We start from the raw sequence: 19,268 nt of genomic DNA, 5'->3' as shown, positions 1-19,268 counted from the left end.
CGACCGAGACGTCCGACCCAGCCTGACCGAGACGTCCGACCCAGAGGGAGAGCAGGGGAGCAGATGAGCACTGTCACCACCGGATCCGGTGCCGGACTCAGCGCCGTCGCCATCGTGGGAGTCGCCTGCCGGCTGCCCGGCGCCGGCAGCCCCGATGCCCTGTGGGACCTGCTGCGCGCGGGGCGCAGCGCCGTCACCGACGTACCCGAGCAGCGCCGCCACCACCTCGGCCCCGCCCGGTGGGCGGGGCTCCTCGACGAGGTCGACCGGTTCGACGCGGAGTTCTTCGGCATCTCGCCGAAGGAGGCCGCGGCCATGGACCCCCAGCAGCGGCTCATGCTGGAGCTGGGCTGGGAGGCGCTGGAGGACGCGGGAGTGCGGCCCGCGGACCTGCGGGGCTCGGCCACCGCCGTCTTCGTCGGCGCCATGGCGGACGACTACGCCCTCCTCGGCACCCGGGCCGGCACCCGGAGCATCACCCGGCACACCCTCACCGGCGTGGGCCGGGGCATGCTCGCCAACCGGCTCTCCTACTTCCTCGGCATTCACGGCACCAGCCTCACCGTCGACACCGGGCAGTCCTCCTCGCTCGTCGCCGTCCACCTGGCGTGCGAGGCGCTGCGGCGGGGCGAGACCGGCCTGGCCCTCGCCGGCGGCGTCAACCTCATCCTGGCGCCGGACAGCACCCTGCGGGCCGAACGGCTCGGGGCGCTCTCCCCGGACGGCCGCAGCCACACCTTCGACGCCCGCGCCAACGGATACGTCCGCGGCGAGGGCGGCGTCGCGCTCCTCCTGAAACCGCTGGCCGCCGCGCTCGCCGACGGCGACACCGTGTACGGCTGCGTTCTCGGCGGCGCCGTGAACAGCGACGGGGCCGGCGACACGCTGACCGCGCCGAACAGCGCCGCGCACACGGCCGTCCTCACCGCCGCGTACGGCAACGGCGGCGTCGACCCCGCCGAGGTCTCCTACGTCGAACTGCACGGCACCGGCACCCGACTGGGCGACCGCGTCGAAGCCGCCGGGCTCGGCGCCGTGTTCGGCCCCGAGCGCCCGGTGCGCGTCGGCTCCGTCAAGACGAACATCGGTCACCTCGAAGGGGCCGCGGGCATCGCCGGACTGCTCAAGGTCGTCCTGTCCCTGCGCCACCGCGCCCTCCCCGCCAGCCTGAACTACGACACGCCGAACCCGGACATCCCCCTGCGTGAGCTGGGCATCGAGGTCCAGCGCGACCTGACGCCGCTGCCCCCGCACGGCAGGGTCGTCGCGGGCGTCTCGTCCTTCGGGCTGGGCGGCACCAACTGCCACCTGGTCCTGGCCACCGCACCGGAAACGGCCCCGGCCGCAGCGCCCGATACGCCCGATACCGCAGCGCCCGATACCGCCGCCCCGGCAGCCGTGCCCGGCACCGCCGCTCCGGCCGCCGCGCCCGCCGCAGCCGCCCCCGCGGTGGCCTGGCCCCTCTCGGCCCGATCGGCGGCGGCGCTGCGGGACCAGGCCGCACGGCTGCACGCCCACCTCACCACGCACCCCGAACTCGGCCTCGCCGACGTCGGCTTCTCCCTCGCCACCTCCCGCACCGCCTTCCCCCACCGCGCCGTCCTGACCGGCACCACGCGCGAGGACCTGCTCGCCGGCCTGCGCGCGCTGAGCGAAGGCAAGCAGGCCGCCCACCTGGTCCGCGGCGAGAGCCGCGCCACCACGGGCGGCACCGTCTTCGTCTTCCCCGGCCAGGGCAGCCAATGGCCCGCGATGGCCCACGACCTCATCGCCGAGTCGCCGGCGTTCGCCGAGTCCGTCGAACGGTCCGCCCGGGCCCTCGCCCCGCACGTCGACTGGTCGTTGACCGACGTCCTGCGGCAGGTGCCGGGCAGCGCGTCCCTGGACCGCGTCGACGTGGTCCAGCCCGCGCTGTTCGCGGTGATGGTCGCGCTCGCGGACCTCTGGCGCGCCATGGGCGTCCACCCCGACGCGGTGATCGGCCACTCCCAGGGCGAGATCGCCGCCGCGTACGTCGCGGGCGCCCTGACGCTGGACGACGCCGCGGCCGTGGTGGCGCTGCGGAGCCGGGCCATCACCGCACTCGGCGGCGCCGGCGCCATGGCGTCCGTCCCACGACCCGTCGCCGAAGTCCGAGCACACCTCACCGACCTCACCGGCCTCTCCGGCAACGTGAGCGTCGCCGCGGTGAACGGCCCGTCCTCGACCGTGGTCTCCGGACCCGCCCCCGAACTGGAACGGCTGGTGGCCGCGTTCACCGCGAACGGGGTCGACGCCCGTATGATCCGCGTCGACTACGCCTCCCACTCCGCGTACGTCGAGGAGATCCGGGACGAGGTGCTCACGGCGCTCCGCGACATCCGTCCCCGGCGCGCCGACCTGCCCTTCTACTCGTCCGTGACCGGCGGCCTCCTCGACACCGTCGAACTCACCGGCGACTACTGGTACCGCAACCTGCGCCAGACCGTGGAGTTCGAGCGGGCCATCCGGTCCGCGACCGCCGACGGCCACCGGACCTTCCTGGAGTGCAGCGCCCACCCCGTGGTCGGCGTCGGCATCGGCCAGATCCTCGACGAGACCGACGCGTCCCACGACTCCGGCACCCGCTCCCTCGTCATGGGCACCCTGCGGCGCGACCACGGCGGCCTCGTCTCGTTCCTCGACGCCCTCGGGCGCCTCCACGTCAACGACGCCACGGACACGGACACCCCCGGCGTGGACTGGCACGCCGTCTACGCGGGCCACTCCGCCCGCCGCGTCCCCCTCCCCACATACGCCTTCCAGCGCGGCAGGCACTGGCTCGACGTCCCGGACGCGCCGACGCCGGACGAGACCGTGGAACCCACCGCCACCTCCAACGGTCCCGGCGGGACGGAACCCGCGTCCCCCGTCCCGTCCGAAGCACGGTCCGCCGACGACTTCCTCACCGCAGTCCGGGAAACCGCGGCGATCGTCCTGGGACACCCCACCGCCGAAGCGGTGCCCGTCGACCTGTCGTTCAAGGAGCTGGGCTTCGACTCGGCGGGCGCCGTCGAATTCCGCAACCTGCTCGGCGAGGCGACCGGGCTGCGGCTGCCCACCACCCTGACCTTCGACCACCCCACCCCCACGGCCGTCTCCCGGCACCTCGCCGCGCTCGCGAACGGGACCGTCGAACACGCCGCGGACGAACACGTACGACCGGCCACCGACGACGAACCCGTCGCGATCGTGGCGATGAGCGGACGCTGGCCCGGCGGAGCCGATTCCCCCGAGCGGCTCTGGCAGCTCGCGCTCGACGGCGTGGACGCCATCACCCCGTTCCCCGAGAACCGCGGCTGGGACACCGAGGGCATCTACGACCCCGAACCCGGAAAGCCCGGCAAGACCTACGCGCGCGAGGGCGGTTTCCTCCACGACGCCGACCGGTTCGACGGCGCGTTCTTCGGCCTCAGCCCGCGCGAGGCGACCGTCATGGACCCGCAGCAGCGGCTGCTCCTGGAGACGGCCTGGGAGGTGGTGGAACGGGCCGGGATCGACCCGGCCGCACTGCGCGGCAGCAACACCGGGGTCTTCGTCGGCCTGATGCCCCAGGAGTACGGCCCCCGATTGCAGGACACCCCCGAGGAGCACACGGGGCACGCCCTGACCGGGACCACCACGAGCGTGGCCTCCGGGCGGCTGTCCTACGCGCTCGGCCTCCAAGGCCCGGCGATCACCGTCGACACGGCCTGCTCCTCCTCCTTGGTCTCCCTGCACCTGTCGGTGCGGGCGCTGCGCCGGGGCGAGTGCGACCTCGCCGTCGCCGGCGGCGCCACCGTCATGTCCACCCCCGGGATGTTCACCGAGTTCAGCCGCCAGCGCGGCCTCGCCCCCGACGGCCGCTGCAAGCCCTTCTCCGACACCGCCGACGGCACCGCGTGGTCGGAGGGTGTGGGGCTGTTGTTGCTGGAGCGGTTGTCGGATGCGCGGCGTGCGGGGCGTCGGGTGCTGGCGGTGATTCGTGGCAGTGCGGTGAATCAGGACGGCGCGTCGAACGGCCTGACGGCGCCGAACGGGCCCGCGCAGGAGCGGGTCATCAGGGCGGCGCTCGCCGATGCCGGTCTGTCTCCGGACGAGGTCGATGTGGTGGAGGCGCACGGGACCGGTACGCGGCTGGGGGACCCCATCGAGGCGCAGGCGCTGATCGCCGCCTACGGCCAACGGCCGGAGGAACGGCCCCTGCTTGTCGGATCGCTGAAATCCAACATCGGTCACACGCAGGCCGCTGCGGGCGTCAGCGGCGTGATCAAGATGGTCCAGGCGATCCGGCACGGCCTGCTGCCCGCCACCCTCCATCTGGACGAGCCGTCGAGCCATGTCGACTGGTCGGCGGGCACGGTCGCCGTACCTGGGGAGACGGTGCCGTGGCCGGAGACGGGGCGGGTGCGGCGGGCGGGGGTGTCGTCGTTCGGGATCAGTGGGACGAATGCGCACCTGATTGTGGAGGAGGTGCCGGAGGAGGAGTCGGAGCGGGCGCCGTTGGCGGGGTCTGTGGTGCCGTGGGTGTTGTCGGGGCGTTCGGAGGAGGTGGTGCGGGAGCAGGCTGTTCGGCTGGGGGAGTGGGTGCGGCGGGAGCCTGATGTGGGTGTGGGGGACGTCGGGTGGTCGTTGGCGACCGGGCGTGGCCGGTTTGAGCGGCGTGCTGTGGTGGTCGGTGCCGATCGCGAGGAGCTGCTGGCGGCTCTGGAGGAGGTGGCGTCTGGCCGGGTGCCGGTGGTGGGTGCGTCCGGTGGTGGGCTGGGGTTCGTTTTCGCTGGTCAGGGTGGTCAGCGGGTGGGGATGGGCCGGGAGTTGTATGGGGCCTATCCGGTGTTCGCTACAGCACTGGACGAGGTGCTGGACGCGGTGGACGCGGAGCTGGCCGGTCATGTGGATCGTCCGTTGCGGGATGTGCTCTTCCCTGACCCTGACGCGAGCAGTGATGCCGGTTTGTTGGATCAGACGGTGTATGCGCAGGCGGCGTTGTTCGCCATTGAGGTGGGTCTGTTCCGCCTGTTCGAGTCTTGGGGCGTTCGGCCGGCGTGGCTGGTGGGGCATTCCGTGGGAGAGATCGCTGCGGCCTTCGTAGCGGGGGTGTTCTCCCTGTCGGATGCTGCCCGGCTGGTGGCGGCGCGGGGTCGTTTGATGCAGGCGCTGCCGTCTGGTGGCGTGATGGCCGCCGTGGAGGCATCTCCTGACGAACTGGCCGAGGTGCTGGAGGGCACGGTTGGCGCGGTGGGCCTGGCCGCCGTCAACGGGGCCACCTCCGTGGTGGTTTCCGGTGAGCGGTCGGCGGTGGAGCAGGTCGTGGCGGCCTGTGAGCAGCGTGGCCGGCGGGTGAAGCGGCTGCGGGTCAGCCATGCTTTCCACTCTCCGCTTATGGAGCCGATGTTGGCGGAGTTCGCGGCGGTGGTGGACGGGCTCTCGTTCGCCGAGCCGGTGCTGCCGATGGTCTCCACGGTGACCGGGGAGCCGGTGAGTGAGGGGCTGCTGACGGATCCGGCGTATTGGGTGCGGCACGTCCGCGAGACGGTCCGCTTCCACGACGCGGTGGCGCACCTGGGCGACCTGGGCCTGGGCGGTTTCCTGGAGCTGGGCCCGGGCGGGGTGCTCGTCGGACCGGTGCAGGAGACCGTGGAGCAGCACGGCAACGGGGGACAGGTAGTGGTCCCCGCCCTGCGCCCCGGGCAGAGCGAGCCCCACTCGGTGATGGCGGCGCTGGGCGCCCTCCACGCCGCCGACGTAACCCCCACGATCGACTGGAAGACGATCTACGGAGACCACGCCACCTTCGTGGACCTCCCCACCTACCCCTTCCAACGCCAGCGCTACTGGCTCACCGCTCCCGAGCCCGCCGCCGACGCCGCCGCTCTCGGGCTCGCCGCGCTCGGGCATCCGTTCCTGCGTGGTGCCGTGGAGCTCGCGGAGGTGGAGGGCACGGTGCTGACCGGCCGGTTGTCCCTGGGGGCGCAACCGTGGCTGGCCGATCACGAGGTGCTGGGCCGGGTGCTGCTGCCGGGCACGGCGTTCGTCGAACTGGCCCTGCAAGCCGCTGACGTGGTCGGATGCCGCACGGTCGAGGACCTGACCCTGTCCGCGCCCCTGATCCTGCCCGTGGACGGCGACGTTCAGGTCCAGGTGGCCGTCGGTGCCGCCGACGAGCGGGGTGGCCGGTCCCTGACCGTGCACGCCCGGCCCGAGGGCGGGGAGTGGACCCGTCATGCCGAAGGCGTCCTCGTCACCGACGCGGTGCCGCCGGCCGAGCCGCAGGGGGCATGGCCGCCACCAGGTGCCGTCCCCGTGGACGTCGACGCGCTCTACCAGACGCTTCGGGAGCGCGGTTACGGGTACGGCCCGGGGTTCCGGGGCCTGCGGGCGGCCTGGCGGCTCGGTGACGATCTGCTGGCCGAGGTCGCGCTGCCCGAGGGTTCGCCGGACGGCTTCGGGCTGCACCCGGTGCTCCTGGACGCCGCGCTGCACCCGGTGGTCGGCCTCGCCGTGAGTGAGGACGAGCCGACGACGCGGCTGCCGTTCGCGTGGTCCGGGGTCACGCTGCACGCCACGGCCGCGAGCGAGTTGCGCGTGCGCGTCACTCCGGACGACGAAGGAGCGGGCGGTGTGACGATCCGGGCGGCCGATCCCACGGGCGCGCCCGTCGCCTCCGTCCGGTCGCTGCGGCTGCTCCCCGTCCCGCTCGACCACCTGGAGGCCGCTGACCGGGCGCTGCCTTACCGCCTGGACTGGGTGCCGGGCGAGGCGGCGGGGACTTCGGGGCGGGTCGGTTCGTGGGCGCTCGTCGGCGACGGCGCCGGGCTGCCCGAGATGCCCACGTACCCCGACCTGGCCGGGCTCGGCGACGAGGTTCCCGAGATCGTCCTGCTCGACGTCCGCGGCGATCAGCACCGGTCCGGAACCGCCCAAGGCCAGCCCCGAACCGCCCAAGGCCAGCCCCGAACCGACCAAGACCGTCTACCCACCCACGTACACCACGCCATAACCCACGTAAGCCACCTCCTCCGCACCTGGCTCGCCGACGACCGGTACGCCGCGTCCACCCTCGTCCTCGTCACCAGCGGCGCCGTCACCGCCCGCGAGGGAGACGTGCCCGACCTGGCCGGTGCCCCGCTGTGGGGCCTGGTCCGCTCCGTGCAGGCCGAGCACCCCGGGCGCATCGTCCTGCTCGACGTGGACGAGCACGGCACCACGCCCGCGGCGATCCCGGCCGCCCTGGCCGGTGGCGAGCCGCAACTGGCCGTCAGGGCGGGCTCGGTGCTCGTCCCCCGCCTCGTCCGCCTGAAGCCGCGCGAGGCTGAGCCGGGCGCCGCGCCCTCGCCGACCGGGACCGTCCTGATCACCGGCGGTACCGGAACGCTCGGCGCGCTCGTGGCCCGCCGGCTCGTCACCCGGCACGGCGTCCGGCACCTGCTGCTGACCGGGCGACGCGGGCCGGACGCGCCCGGAGCCGCGGAACTGGCGGCCGAGCTGACCGCACTCGGCGCGCACGTCCGGATCGCGGCCTGCGATGTCGCGGACCCCGGCGAGCTGGCCGCGCTGCTGGCCTCCGTGCCCGCCGAGCACCCCTTGACCGCGGTCGTCCACGCCGCCGGAGTGCTCGCCGACGGCAGCTTCGCCTCGCTCTCCGAGGAGGCGTACGCGACGGTGCTGCGGTCCAAGGCCGACGCGGCCTGGCACCTGCACCGGCTCACCGCCGACGCCGATCTCGCCGCGTTCGTCCTGTTCTCCTCGGCGGTGGGCGTGATGGGCAACGCCGGTCAGGCCAACTACGGCGCCGCCAACGCGTTCCTGGACGCCCTGGCCGGTCACCGCGCCGCGCGAGGGATGCCCGCGACCTCGGCCGCGTGGGGCCTGTGGGCGGACGCGGGAGGGATGACCGACTCCATGAGCCGGGCCGATGTGGCCCGGATGGGCCGACGCGGGCTCGCCGCCATGTCCACCGCGCAGGGGCTCGCCCTGTTCGACACCGTCCTGACGGCGTCGGCGCGGACCCCGGTCCTGGTGGCGGCCGGTATCGACACCGAGGCCTGGGACGCCGACACCGGTTCCCCGGTGGTACGGGGCCTGGTCCGCGGGCAGCGGCGCCCGGCGGCCACCGCCGCGGCGCCCGCCCGGTCGCTGGAGCAGGACCTGGCCGGCCGGTCGTCCGAGGAGCAGCACGCCATGCTCCTGGAACTGGTCCGGCGGACGGCCGCTGGCGTGCTCGGCCACGACGGCCCCGAGGCGGTACCGGCGCGGACCGGCTTCCTCGAAGGGGAGTTCGACTCCCTGAGCGCGGTGGAACTGCGCACCCGGCTGAACACGGCCACGGGCCTGCGGCTGCCCACCACGCTCGTCTTCGACTACCCGACCCCGGACGCCGTCGCCGGTTACCTCCGCACCCGGCTCGTGAGCGAGGACACTCCCTCGGTCATGGCGGAGCTGGAGCGCTTCGACGCCGTCGTGGCGACGCTCGCGTCGTCCCCGGACGCCGGCGAGGAGCGGGCCGAAGTCGCCCGCCGCCTCGGCGAGCTGCTGCGGCGCCTCGACTCCGGGGCCGAGGCGGAGATCACCGCGGCGACCAACGACGAACTCTTCGCGCTCATCGACCAGGAGCTCCAGCTCCCCTGACCCGTCGGACCCGGCGACCACTTGGCAAGGAGATTGATTTCCGTGGCGGACGACCAGAAGCTGCGTGACTACCTCAACCGGGTCACCGTCCAGCTCAAGCAGGCCCGTGCCCGGCTGCACGAACTGGACGAGCCCATCGCCATCGTCGGCATGGCCTGCCGCTACCCCGGAGACGTGCGCTCGCCGGAGGAACTGTGGCGGCTGGTGGACGACGGGCGCGACGCGGTGACGGGGTTCCCGGACAACCGCGGCTGGGACCTCGACACCCTCTACGACCCCGACCCCACCAAGACCGGGACGTCGTACGTGCGCGAGAGCGGGTTCGTGCACGACGCGGACGAGTTCGACGCGGAGTTCTTCGGCATCTCCCCGCGCGAGGCGCAGGCGATGGACCCCCAGCAGCGGCTGCTCCTGGAGTCGGCGTGGGAGGTGCTGGAGAGCGCCGGCATCCGCCCGGGCCCGCTGCGCGGCAGCAACACGGGGGTGTTCGTCGGCATCATGGCCCAGGAATACGGGCCGAGCCTGCTCAACCCGTCGCTCGACGCCGTCGACGGCTACCTCGTCACGGGCAACCAGCTCAGCGTGGCCTCCGGGCGCATCTCGTACACGTTCGGTTTCGAGGGCCCGGCGATGACCGTCGACACCGCCTGCTCCTCGTCGCTCGTCTGCGTCCACCTGGCCGCGCAGGCGCTGCGCAATCGGGAATGCGACCTGGCGCTCGCGGGCGGCGTCGCGGTGCTCTCCACCCCCGGGTTCTTCGTCGACTTCAGCCGGCAGCGCGGGCTCGCCGCGGACGGGCGGTGCAAGGCGTTCGCGGCCGGGGCCGACGGCACCAGCTGGAGCGAGGGCGTGGGCATGCTGGCCCTGGCCCGCCTCTCCGACGCCGAGCGCCTGGGCCACCCGGTGCTCGCGGTGATCCGGGGCAGCGCGGTCAACCAGGACGGCGCGAGCAGTCAGCTCAGCGCCCCCAACGGCCCGTCGCAGCAGCGGGTCATCCGGCAGGCGCTGGCCGACGCCCGTCTGACGCCGGCGGACGTGGATGTCGTGGAGGCGCACGGTACGGGGACGCCGTTGGGTGATCCGATCGAGGCGCAGGCGCTGCTGGCGACGTATGGGCAGGGGCGTCCGGCGGATCGTCCGCTGTGGCTGGGTTCGCTGAAGTCCAACATCGGTCACACGCAGGCCGCCGCGGGCGTCGGCGGCATCATCAAGTCGGTCATGGCGATGCGCCACGGCACGCTGCCGCGCACCCTCCACGTCGACCGGCCCACCCCCCACGTGGACTGGGACGAGGGGGCGGTGGAACTGCTCACCGAGGCCCGGCCGTGGCCCGCGGCGGACCGGCCGCGGCGCGCCGCCGTCTCGTCGTTCGGGATCAGCGGCACCAACGCGCACGTCATCCTGGAACAGGCGCCCGAAGGCCCGGCGGACGCGGAGACGGACGCGGACGTGCAGACGGCAGCGGAGGACCGGCCTCTGTCCGATGGCGCGGACCCGAACGCCCCCGCGCTGTGGGTCCTCTCGGGCCGCTCCGAACAGGCGGTACGGGACCAGGCGGCACGGCTCCTCCGGCACGTCACCGACCATCCCGGACTCCGCCCGGCGGACGTCGGATTCTCGCTGGCCACCGCACGCACCCCGTTCGAATGGCGGGCCGCCGTCGCGGGGGAGCGCGCGGAACTGCTGACCGGTCTCGCGGCCGTCGCGGACGGGCAACGCGAGGTGGGCCGCGCCCTCACGGCCGATCCGCGTCCCGTCTTCGTCTTCCCGGGTCAGGGTTCGCAGTGGGTGGGGATGGCGGTGGAACTCGCCGGGTCCTCGCCGGTGTTCGCGGCTTCTTTGGAGGAGTGTGGGCGGGCGTTGGCGCCGTTTGTGGAGTGGTCGTTGTCGGCTGCGCTCGGTGATGGGGGGTTGTTGGAGCGTGTGGATGTGGTGCAGCCGGTGTTGTTCGCGGTGATGGTGTCGTTGGCGCGGTTGTGGGTGTCGTGTGGGGTGTTGCCTGCGGCGGTGGTGGGTCATTCGCAGGGGGAGATCGCTGCGGCGGTGGTGGCGGGTGCGTTGTCGTTGGAGGACGGTGCGCGGGTGGTGGCGTTGCGTAGTCGGGTGATTGGGGAGGTGTTGAGTGGTCGTGGCGGGATGATGTCGGTGGCGGTGTCGGCTGGGCGTGCGGCGGAGTTGGTCGCGGGTGTGGCGGGCCGGGTGGATGTGGCGGTGGTGAACGGTCCGGCGTCGGTGGTGCTGGCGGGGGAGCCGGACGCGTTGGCGGCGGTGGCTGCGAAGTGCGAAGGGCTGGGGATTCGGCATCGTGTGCTGCCGGTGGATTACGCCTCGCACAGTGAGGGTGTGGAGGCGGTCGAGGAACGGTTGCTGGCGGATTTGGCGCCGGTGGTGGCGCGGTCGTCGTCGGTGCCGTTCTTTTCGACGGTGACGGGCGGCGTGCTGGACACGGCCGGGTTGGATGCGGGGTATTGGTTCCGGAATCTGCGGCAGACGGTGTTGTTCGAGGACACGACCCGTGCGTTGGCGGAGGCCGGGCACAATGTGTTCATCGAGGTCAGCCCGCACCCGGCCCTCGTCTCCAGCATTCAGGACACCCTCGCCGACCACCCCCTCGACGCGGCGGCCTTCGGCACCCTGCGCCGCGGACACGGGGGGATCGAGCGGTTCCTCACCGCCCTCGGAGAGTCGTACGCCCACGGCGTCACCGCCGACTGGCCCACCCTGTTCGCGGGGGCGCGGCGCGTCGGCCTGCCCACGTACGCCTTCCAGCGGCGCCGCTACTGGCTGGAGCCGGCCGCCTCGGCCGACCCCACCCAATTCGGCCTCGCCGTCACCGACCACCCGTGGCTCGGGGCGGTCGTCCACGCGGCCGACAGCGACACCGTCCTGTTCACCGGCCGCGTCTCCCTGACAGCCGAACCCTGGCTGAACGACCACGAGGTCTTCGGAACCGTCCTCGTCCCGGGCGCGGCCCTCGTCGAGCTCGCGCTCCACGCCGGCGACCCGGTCGGAGCGTCCGTCCTGGAGGAACTCGTCATCGAGGCACCCTTGGTCCTCGCGCCGGAACAACCCCTCCAGCTCCAGGTCTCCGTCGGCCCCGAGAACGACGGCAGCCGCCCCGTCACCATCCACAGCAGGAGCCACCACGACGACGCCGAGTGGACCCTCCACGCGACCGGAACCCTCGGTACGGCCGACGAACCCGGCCCGGACGAAACCCTCGCCTGGCCGCCGGAGCGGGCGACCGAGATCGACGCCCACGCGATGTACGACGCGCTCGACGGCCTCGGCCTGGCCTACGGGCCCGGGTTCCAGGGAGTGCGCGCCGCGTGGCGGGCCGGGGACGAGCTCTACGCGGACGTCGTCCTCGCCGAGGAGACGTCAACCGGCTTCGGCATCCACCCCGCGCTGGCCGATGCCGCGCTGCACACCTACGCGCACGGGACGTTCACGGACGGGACGGTGCGCCTGCCGTTCTCGTGGAGCGGGGTCCGGCTGCACGCGACCGGCGCCACGTCCCTGCGGGTACGGCTCACCCCCACCGGCGAGGACACGGTGCGCCTGTACGCCACCGACCCCGCCGGTCAACCCGTCCTCACCGTCGAGGCCCTGACCACCCGCCCCGTCACCGCCGAACGGCTCGCCGCCCTCCGCGCCCCCGGCCAGGACACCCTGTACGAGGAGTCGTGGACCCCGACGGCCCTGCCCGCGACCGAACAACCGGCCACCGTGTCCCCGGTGGACGCGGCCCTGACCGGCGACGAGCCCGTGGACGGCGTCCTCGTCCTGGACGTCCCCGCCGCCCCGGGCGAGACGCTCACCACCACACACGCGGCGCTCCACCAGGTCCTCGACCCCCTCCAGCGGTGGCTGGCCGACGAGCGCCGCGCCGATTCGACCCTGGCCGTGGTCACGCACGGGTACCTGGACGCCGACCCGGTCGCCGCGGCCGTCTGGGGCCTGGTGCGCTCGGCCCAGTCGGAACACCCCGGCCGGATCGTGCTCGTCGACGCCCCCGCCGAGACGGAGCCCGACCTGACCACCCTCGTGCCCGGCGCCCTCGCGGGCGGCGAACCGCAGCTCGCGCTCCGGTCGGGCCAGGTCCTGGCGCCGCGCCTCATGCGGCAGACGCCCAGCGCCGAACCCGCGCCCGCTCCGTGGCGGCCGGACGGCACCGTACTGATCACCGGCGGCACCGGAACGCTCGCCACCCTCGCGGCCCGGCACCTGGTGGCGGCGCACGGGGTGCGTCACCTGCTGCTCACCAGCCGCCGGGGCATCCGCGCGGCGGGCGCGCCCGAACTGGTCCGGGAGCTGGAGGAGCTGGGCGCGAGTGTGACGGTGGCCGCCTGCGACGTCGGCGACCGCGACGCCCTCGCGGCCTTGCTCGCGGGCATCCCCGCCGAGCACCCCCTCACCGCGATCGTGCACACGGCCGGCGTCCTGGACGACGGACTCGTCACCTCCCTCACACAGGCCAAGACCGAAGCGGCCCTGCGGCCGAAGGCCGACGCCGCCTGGCACCTGCACGAGCTGACCAAGGACCTGGACCTCGCGGCCTTCGTCCTGTACTCGTCCCTGTCAGGCCTGATCGGCGGCCCCGGCCAGGCCAACTACGCCGCCGCCAACTCCTTCCTGGACGCCCTCGCCCGGCACCGGAACGACCTCGGCCTGCCCGCCGTCTCCCTCGCCTGGGGCCTGTGGGCCGACGCCAGCACCATGACCGGACAGCTCTCCGACCGCGACCACCGGCGCCTGAGCCGCATGGGCATCGCCCCCATCGCCGGCGACGCGGGCATGGCGGCCTTCGACGCCGCCCTCGCCCTCGGCCGCCCCGCCGTCGCGATCACACCGCTGGACCGGGACGCGCTGCGCGCCGCCGACCCCGTACCGGCCCTGTTCCGCGGCCTCGTGCGCACCGCACGCCGACGGGCCGCGGCCGGGCAATCCGGCGCGGACTCCTTCGCCGAACGGCTGCGTCCGCTGCCGCTGACGGAACAGCGCGCCGCCGTCCTCGCGCTGGTCTGCGAGCAGGTCGCGCACGTGCTCGGCCACAGCGACCCGTCGACCGTCCAGACGGAGCAGGCGTTCCGGGACCTCGGCTTCGACTCCCTCACGGCCGTCGAACTGCGCAACCGGCTGACCAAGGCCACCGGCGCCCGGCTGCCCGCCACGCTCATCTTCGACCACCCCACACCGGTCGCCCTGGCCGCCTTCATCGGGACCGTCCTCGGCATCGACGAACCGGCCGCCACCGAGACCGCCCCGGTCGCCGCGACCGGCGAACCCATCGCGATCGTCGGCATGGCCTGCCGCTTCCCCGGCGGCGTCCGCACGCCGGAACAACTGTGGCAACTGCTGGAATCGGGCACGGACGCCCTGTCGGACCTCCCGGACGACCGGGACTGGGACCTCGGCAAGCTGCGCGACGACCTCGTGACCCCCGACGCCGTCCCGATCAGGCGCGGCGGATTCCTCCACGACGCGGCGGAGTTCGACCCGGCGTTCTTCGGCATCTCCCCGCGCGAGGCGACCGTGACGGACCCGCAGCAGCGCCTGCTCCTGGAGACCGCCTGGGAGGCCGTCGAGCGCGCCGGGATCGACCCGGCCGCACTGCGCGGCAGCAACACCGGCGTCTTCGCGGGCTCCATGCACCGCGACTACAGCGCCCGGTTCACCGGCACCCCCGACGGCTATGAGGAGGTGCTCGGCACCAGCAACGCCGGCGGCGTCGTCTCCGGCCGGATCTCCTACACCTTCGGTTTCGAGGGCCCGGCGGTCACCTTGGACACGGCGTGCTCGTCCTCGCTGGTCGCCATGCACATGGCCGCGCAGGCGCTGCGCGCGGGGGAGTGCGACATGGCCCTCGCGGGCGGCGTCACCGTGATGTCCACCCCCGAGACCCTGCAGGAGTTCAGCCGCCAGCGCGGCCTGTCCTCCGACGGCCGCTGCAAGGCGTTCGCCGCCTCGGCGGACGGCACCATCCTGTCGGAAGGTGTGGGGCTGCTGTTGCTGGAGCGGTTGTCGGACGCGCGGCGTGCGGGGCGTCGGGTGCTGGCGGTGATTCGTGGCAGTGCGGTGAATCAGGACGGCGCGTCGAACGGTTTGACGGCGCCGAACGGGCCTGCGCAGGAGCGGGTGATCCGTCGTGCGTTGGCCAGTGCGGGGCTGTCGGCGGCGGATGTGGACGTGGTGGAGGCGCACGGCACCGGCACGCGGCTGGGCGATCCGATCGAGGCGCAGGCGGTGCTTGCGACGTATGGGCAAGGTCGTTCGGATGATCGTCCGGTGTTGCTGGGATCGCTGAAGTCCAACATCGGTCATGCGCAGGCCGCTGCGGGTGTGGGCGGCGTGATCAAGGTGGTGGAGGCGATGCGGCATGGCGTGGTGCCGGCGTCGTTGCATGTGGACGAGCCGAGCCCGCACGTCGAATGGGACAGCGGTGCGGTGGAGTTGGTGCGGGAGAGCCGTCCGTGGCCGGAGACGGGGCGGGTGCGGCGGGCGGGGGTGTCGTCGTTCGGGATCAGTGGGACCAATGCGCATGTGATCGTGGAGGAGGCGCCGGACGAGGCGTCGGCGGAGGGAACGGCGTCCGGTCCTCCGGTGGTCGTGCCGGAGCAGGGTTCTGCCGTGGTGCCGTGGGTGTTGTCGGGTCGTTCGGACGGGGTGGTGCGGGAGCAGGCTGCTCGGCTGGCGGAGTGGGTGCGGCGTGAGCCTGATGTGAGCGTGAGGGACGTCGGGTGGTCGTTGGCGGCCGGGCGGGGGCGGTTTGAGCGGCGTGCTGTGGTGGTCGGTCAGGATCGAGACGAGCTGCTGGCCACTTTGGAGGAAATAGCCCTGGGCCGGGCACCCGTGATGGGTGCGTCCGGTGGTGGGCTGGGGTTCGTCTTCGCTGGTCAGGGTGGTCAGCGGGTGGGGATGGGCCAGGAGCTGTACGAGGCCTATCCGGTGTTCGCTACGGCCGTGGACGAGGTGCTGGCCGCAGTCGATGCGGAACTCGCTGGTCATGTGAATCGTCCACTGCGGGACGTGCTCCTCGATGCCAACGACGACGCGGTCGCGAGTCCGTTGCATCAGACGGTGTATGCGCAGGCGGCGTTGTTCGCCATCGAGGTGGGTCTGTTCCAGTTGTTCGAGTCCTGGGGCGTGCGGCCGGCGTGGCTGGTGGGCCATTCGGTGGGGGAGATCGCTGCGGCGTTTGTGGCCGGGGTGTTCTCCCTGTCGGACGCCGCCCGGCTGGTGGCGGCGCGGGGTCGTTTGATGCAGGCGCTGCCGTCTGGTGGCGTGATGGCCGCCGTGGAGGCGTCTCCCGACGAGCTGGCCGAGGTGCTGGAGGGCACGGTTGGCGCGGTGGGCCTGGCTGCCGTCAACGGGGCCACGTCGGTGGTGGTCTCCGGTGAGCGGTCGGCGGTGGAGCAGGTCGTGGCGGCCTGTGAGCAGCGTGGCCGGCGGGTGAAATGGCTGCGGGTCAGTCACGCTTTCCATTCCCCGCTTATGGAGCCGATGTTGGCGGAGTTCGCGGCGGTGGTGGACGGGCTCTCGTTCGCCGAGCCGACGCTGCCGATGGTCTCCACGGTGACTGGGCAGCCGGTGGGGCCGGGAGTGGTCACAGACCCGGCGTATTGGGTGCGACATGTCCGCGAGACCGTCCGTTTCCACGACGCGGTGGCGCAGCTGGGCGACCTGGGCTTGGGCGGTTTCCTGGAGCTGGGCCCCGGCGGGGTGCTCGTCGGGCCGGTGCAGGAGATCACGGAGCAGCGCGGCCATGGGCAGCAGATAGTGGTCCCCGCCTTGCGCCCCGGACAAAGTGAGACTCAGTCGGTGATGGCGGCGCTGGGCGCGCTGCATGCCGCCGATGTGGTGCCCGTAGTGGACTGGAAGGCGATCTACGGAGGCGACGCCACCTTCGTGGATCTGCCTACTTACCCCTTCCAGCGCCAGCGCTATTGGTTGAGCGCACCCTCAAACGTTGGCGTCTTGGGCGGGGTGGGGCACCCGCTCTTGGGGTCGGTGGTCGAGGTCGCGGACAGCGGGAGTCTGGTGCTGTCGGGGCAGTTGTCGCTGACGGGGCAGCCGTGGCTGGCGGATCATGAGGTGCTGGGGTCGGTGGTGGTGCCGGGCGCGGTGCTGGTGGAACTGGCCTTGCACGCGGCCGGTCGCGCTGGGGCGTCCTCGATCCGGGAGCTGGTCATCGAACGCCCCATGGTCTTGGCCGAGCAAGAAACGGTCCTGTTGCAGGTGCAGGTAGGCACCGACGACCAGGGCGTGCGGTCGGTGAGCGTGCATGCTCGGCCCGATGAGCCGGACAGTGCGTGGATACGGCATGCCGCCGGCGTCCTGGACACCGAGCCCCCGACTCCCACGGTTTCCCTGGCGCAGTGGCCGCCCGCCGACGCCACCGCCCAAGACCCCGGCCAGCTCTACACCACCTTGGCGGAGGCGGGCCTGGCCTACGGACCGGTCTTCCAAGCGGTGCAGTCGGTCTGGCGCAAGGGCGATGAGATCTTCGCCGAGATCGTCCTGCCCCAGGACGCGGACGCGGAGGCGGGTGCCGACGGCTTCGGCCTCCATCCGGCACTGCTGGACGCCGCCCTCCACCCCCACGCCCACGCCACGCTCGCCGACAACGGAGTCCAGCTCCCCTTCGTATGGAACGGGGTCCACCTGGCAGCGGCAGCGGACGAAGTCACCCGCCTTCGGGTGCGGCTTGCCCCGGCGGGCGACGGGGCGGTGTCGCTGCTCGCCGGCGACATGGCGGGGAACCCGGTCCTGGCCATCGAGTCCGTGACGGCGCGTCCCGTCGCCGTCGAACAGCTCGCGGCGCCGGGGCTCCGGACCGAGGGGTCGCTGCTGGAACTGGCGTGGACGCCGGTCTCCCCGTCCGCCGCGCCCGCAGCGATCGCGGTGACACCGGTGGAGGAAGCACTGATCGGGGACGAGCCGCTGCACGGCGCGGTCGTCGTGGACGTGGAGCCGAGCGCGTCCGACGCGCCGACGGACATGCCGGACGCGGTGCGCGCCGCCGTCGGCCGGGTCGCCGACCTCGTACGGCGCTGGCTCGCCGCACCGCATCTGGAGAGGACGCGACTGGTCGTGCGGTCCACCGGAGCGGTGGCCACGGACGAAGGGGAGTCGCCGGATCCGGTCGCCGCGGCCGTCTGGGGCCTGGTGCGCTCGGCCCAGTCGGAACACCCCGGCCGCATCGTCCTCCTCGACACGGAACCGGGTGCCGGTCCGGACCTGGCGTCGGTGCTGTCCGCCGACGAGCCGCAGCTCGCACTGCGCGCCGGGCGCCTGCTGCGCCCCCGCCTCACGCGGCTTCCCGTTCCCGGTGAGCCGGTGCCGTGGGACAGCGAGGGGACGGTGTTGATCACGGGTGGTACGGGTGCGCTCGGTGCGGTGGCGGCCCGGCACCTGGTGTCTCGACACGGGGTGCGGCATCTGCTGCTGACGAGCAGGCGCGGTGCCGAGTCCGCGGGTGCGGCGGAGCTGGTGGCGGAACTGGCGGAGGCGGGCGCGCAGGTGACGGTGGCGGCGTGTGACGCGGCTGACCGGGACGCGCTGGCCGCGGTGCTGGCGGGCATTCCGGCGGAGCATCCGTTGACCGCGGTAGTGCACACCGCCGGTGTCCTGGACGACGGTCTGGTCGCGTCCATGACCCGGGAGCGGCTGGAATCCGTGCTGCGTCCGAAGGTGGACGGGGCCTGGAACCTGCACGAGCTGACCAAGGACCTGGATCTGTCGGCGTTCGTGCTGTACTCGTCCGCTGCGGGTGTTCTGGGTACTCCGGGTCAGTCCAATTACGCGGCGGCCAACTCCTTCCTGGACGCCCTTGCCCAGCATCGGCGGGCGAAGGGCCTGCCCGCCGTCTCCATCGCCTGGGGACTGTGGGCCGACGCGAGCGGCATGACGGGGCACCTCACCGAGGCGGACCGGGACCGGCTGACCCGTAACGGATTCGCCCCCCTCAGCACCGACGCGGGTACCGCGCTGCTGGACGCCGCCGTCGCGGCGGGCCGGCCGGCCGTCGCCGCGACCCCGGTGCTCCGGACTGCGCGCGGCGAGGTGCCCCCCGTCCTGCGGGACCTCGTACGAACGCCGCGACGCCGCGAGAGCGCGGCCCCCGAGGCCCAGGTCTCCCTGGCCGAGCGGCTGCGCCCGCTCACCGAGCCCGAGCGCCGGTCCTTCCTGCTCCGCCACGTCCGCGAACAGGTCGCCCAGGTGCTCCGGCACGACGATCCGGCGGCGATCGGGCAGGACCAGCCGTTCCAGGACCTCGGTTTCGATTCGCTGACCGCCGTCGAACTGCGCAACCGCCTCGCCGCGTCCGCCGGCGAACCGCTGCCCGCGACGGTCGTCTTCGACCACCCCACCCCCCACGCGCTCGCCGCGTTCCTGCTCGACCGGCTCGTCCCGAAGCCCCAGGCGGCGGCGCGGGCGAAGCTCGACGAGCTCGACCTCTTCCTGGCCGACCTCGACCTTGAGGACGAGGGCCGGTCGCAGATCGCGGTGCGCCTCGAACAACTGCTTGACCGCTGGCGCGACCACGCGCCGGCCTCATCCAACGAGCCCGAGGCGGACCTGGACTCCGCCACCGACGAGGAACTGTTCCGCCTGGTCGACACCAGCCGAAAGGACTGACG

General features: G+C 73.2%; 2 protein-coding genes. Both read left to right on the top strand.

Annotated elements, in window-relative coordinates:
• The first annotated feature begins 63 nt into the window (after nt 1–63).
• The gene (locus ABZX96_RS14530) at nt 64–8,625 is read left to right on the top strand and encodes a type I polyketide synthase (RefSeq protein ID WP_355543342.1); all 8,562 of its coding nucleotides are present in this window, start codon (nt 64–66) and stop codon (nt 8,623–8,625) included.
• A gap of 42 nt (nt 8,626–8,667) precedes the next feature.
• A complete protein-coding gene (locus tag ABZX96_RS14525; RefSeq protein WP_355543339.1) occupies nt 8,668–19,266 on the top strand; it encodes a type I polyketide synthase in 10,599 nt (3,532 codons plus the stop codon).
• Nucleotides 19,267–19,268 lie beyond the last annotated feature (2 nt).

Origin of the sequence: Streptomyces sp. NPDC003077 (assembly GCF_040611095.1) — a bacterium.
In the GTDB taxonomy this organism is placed as follows: Bacteria; Actinomycetota; Actinomycetes; order Streptomycetales; family Streptomycetaceae; genus Streptomyces.
Note: the sequence above shows the minus strand (reverse complement) of the source record. Positions and strands in the feature narration are given on the sequence as shown.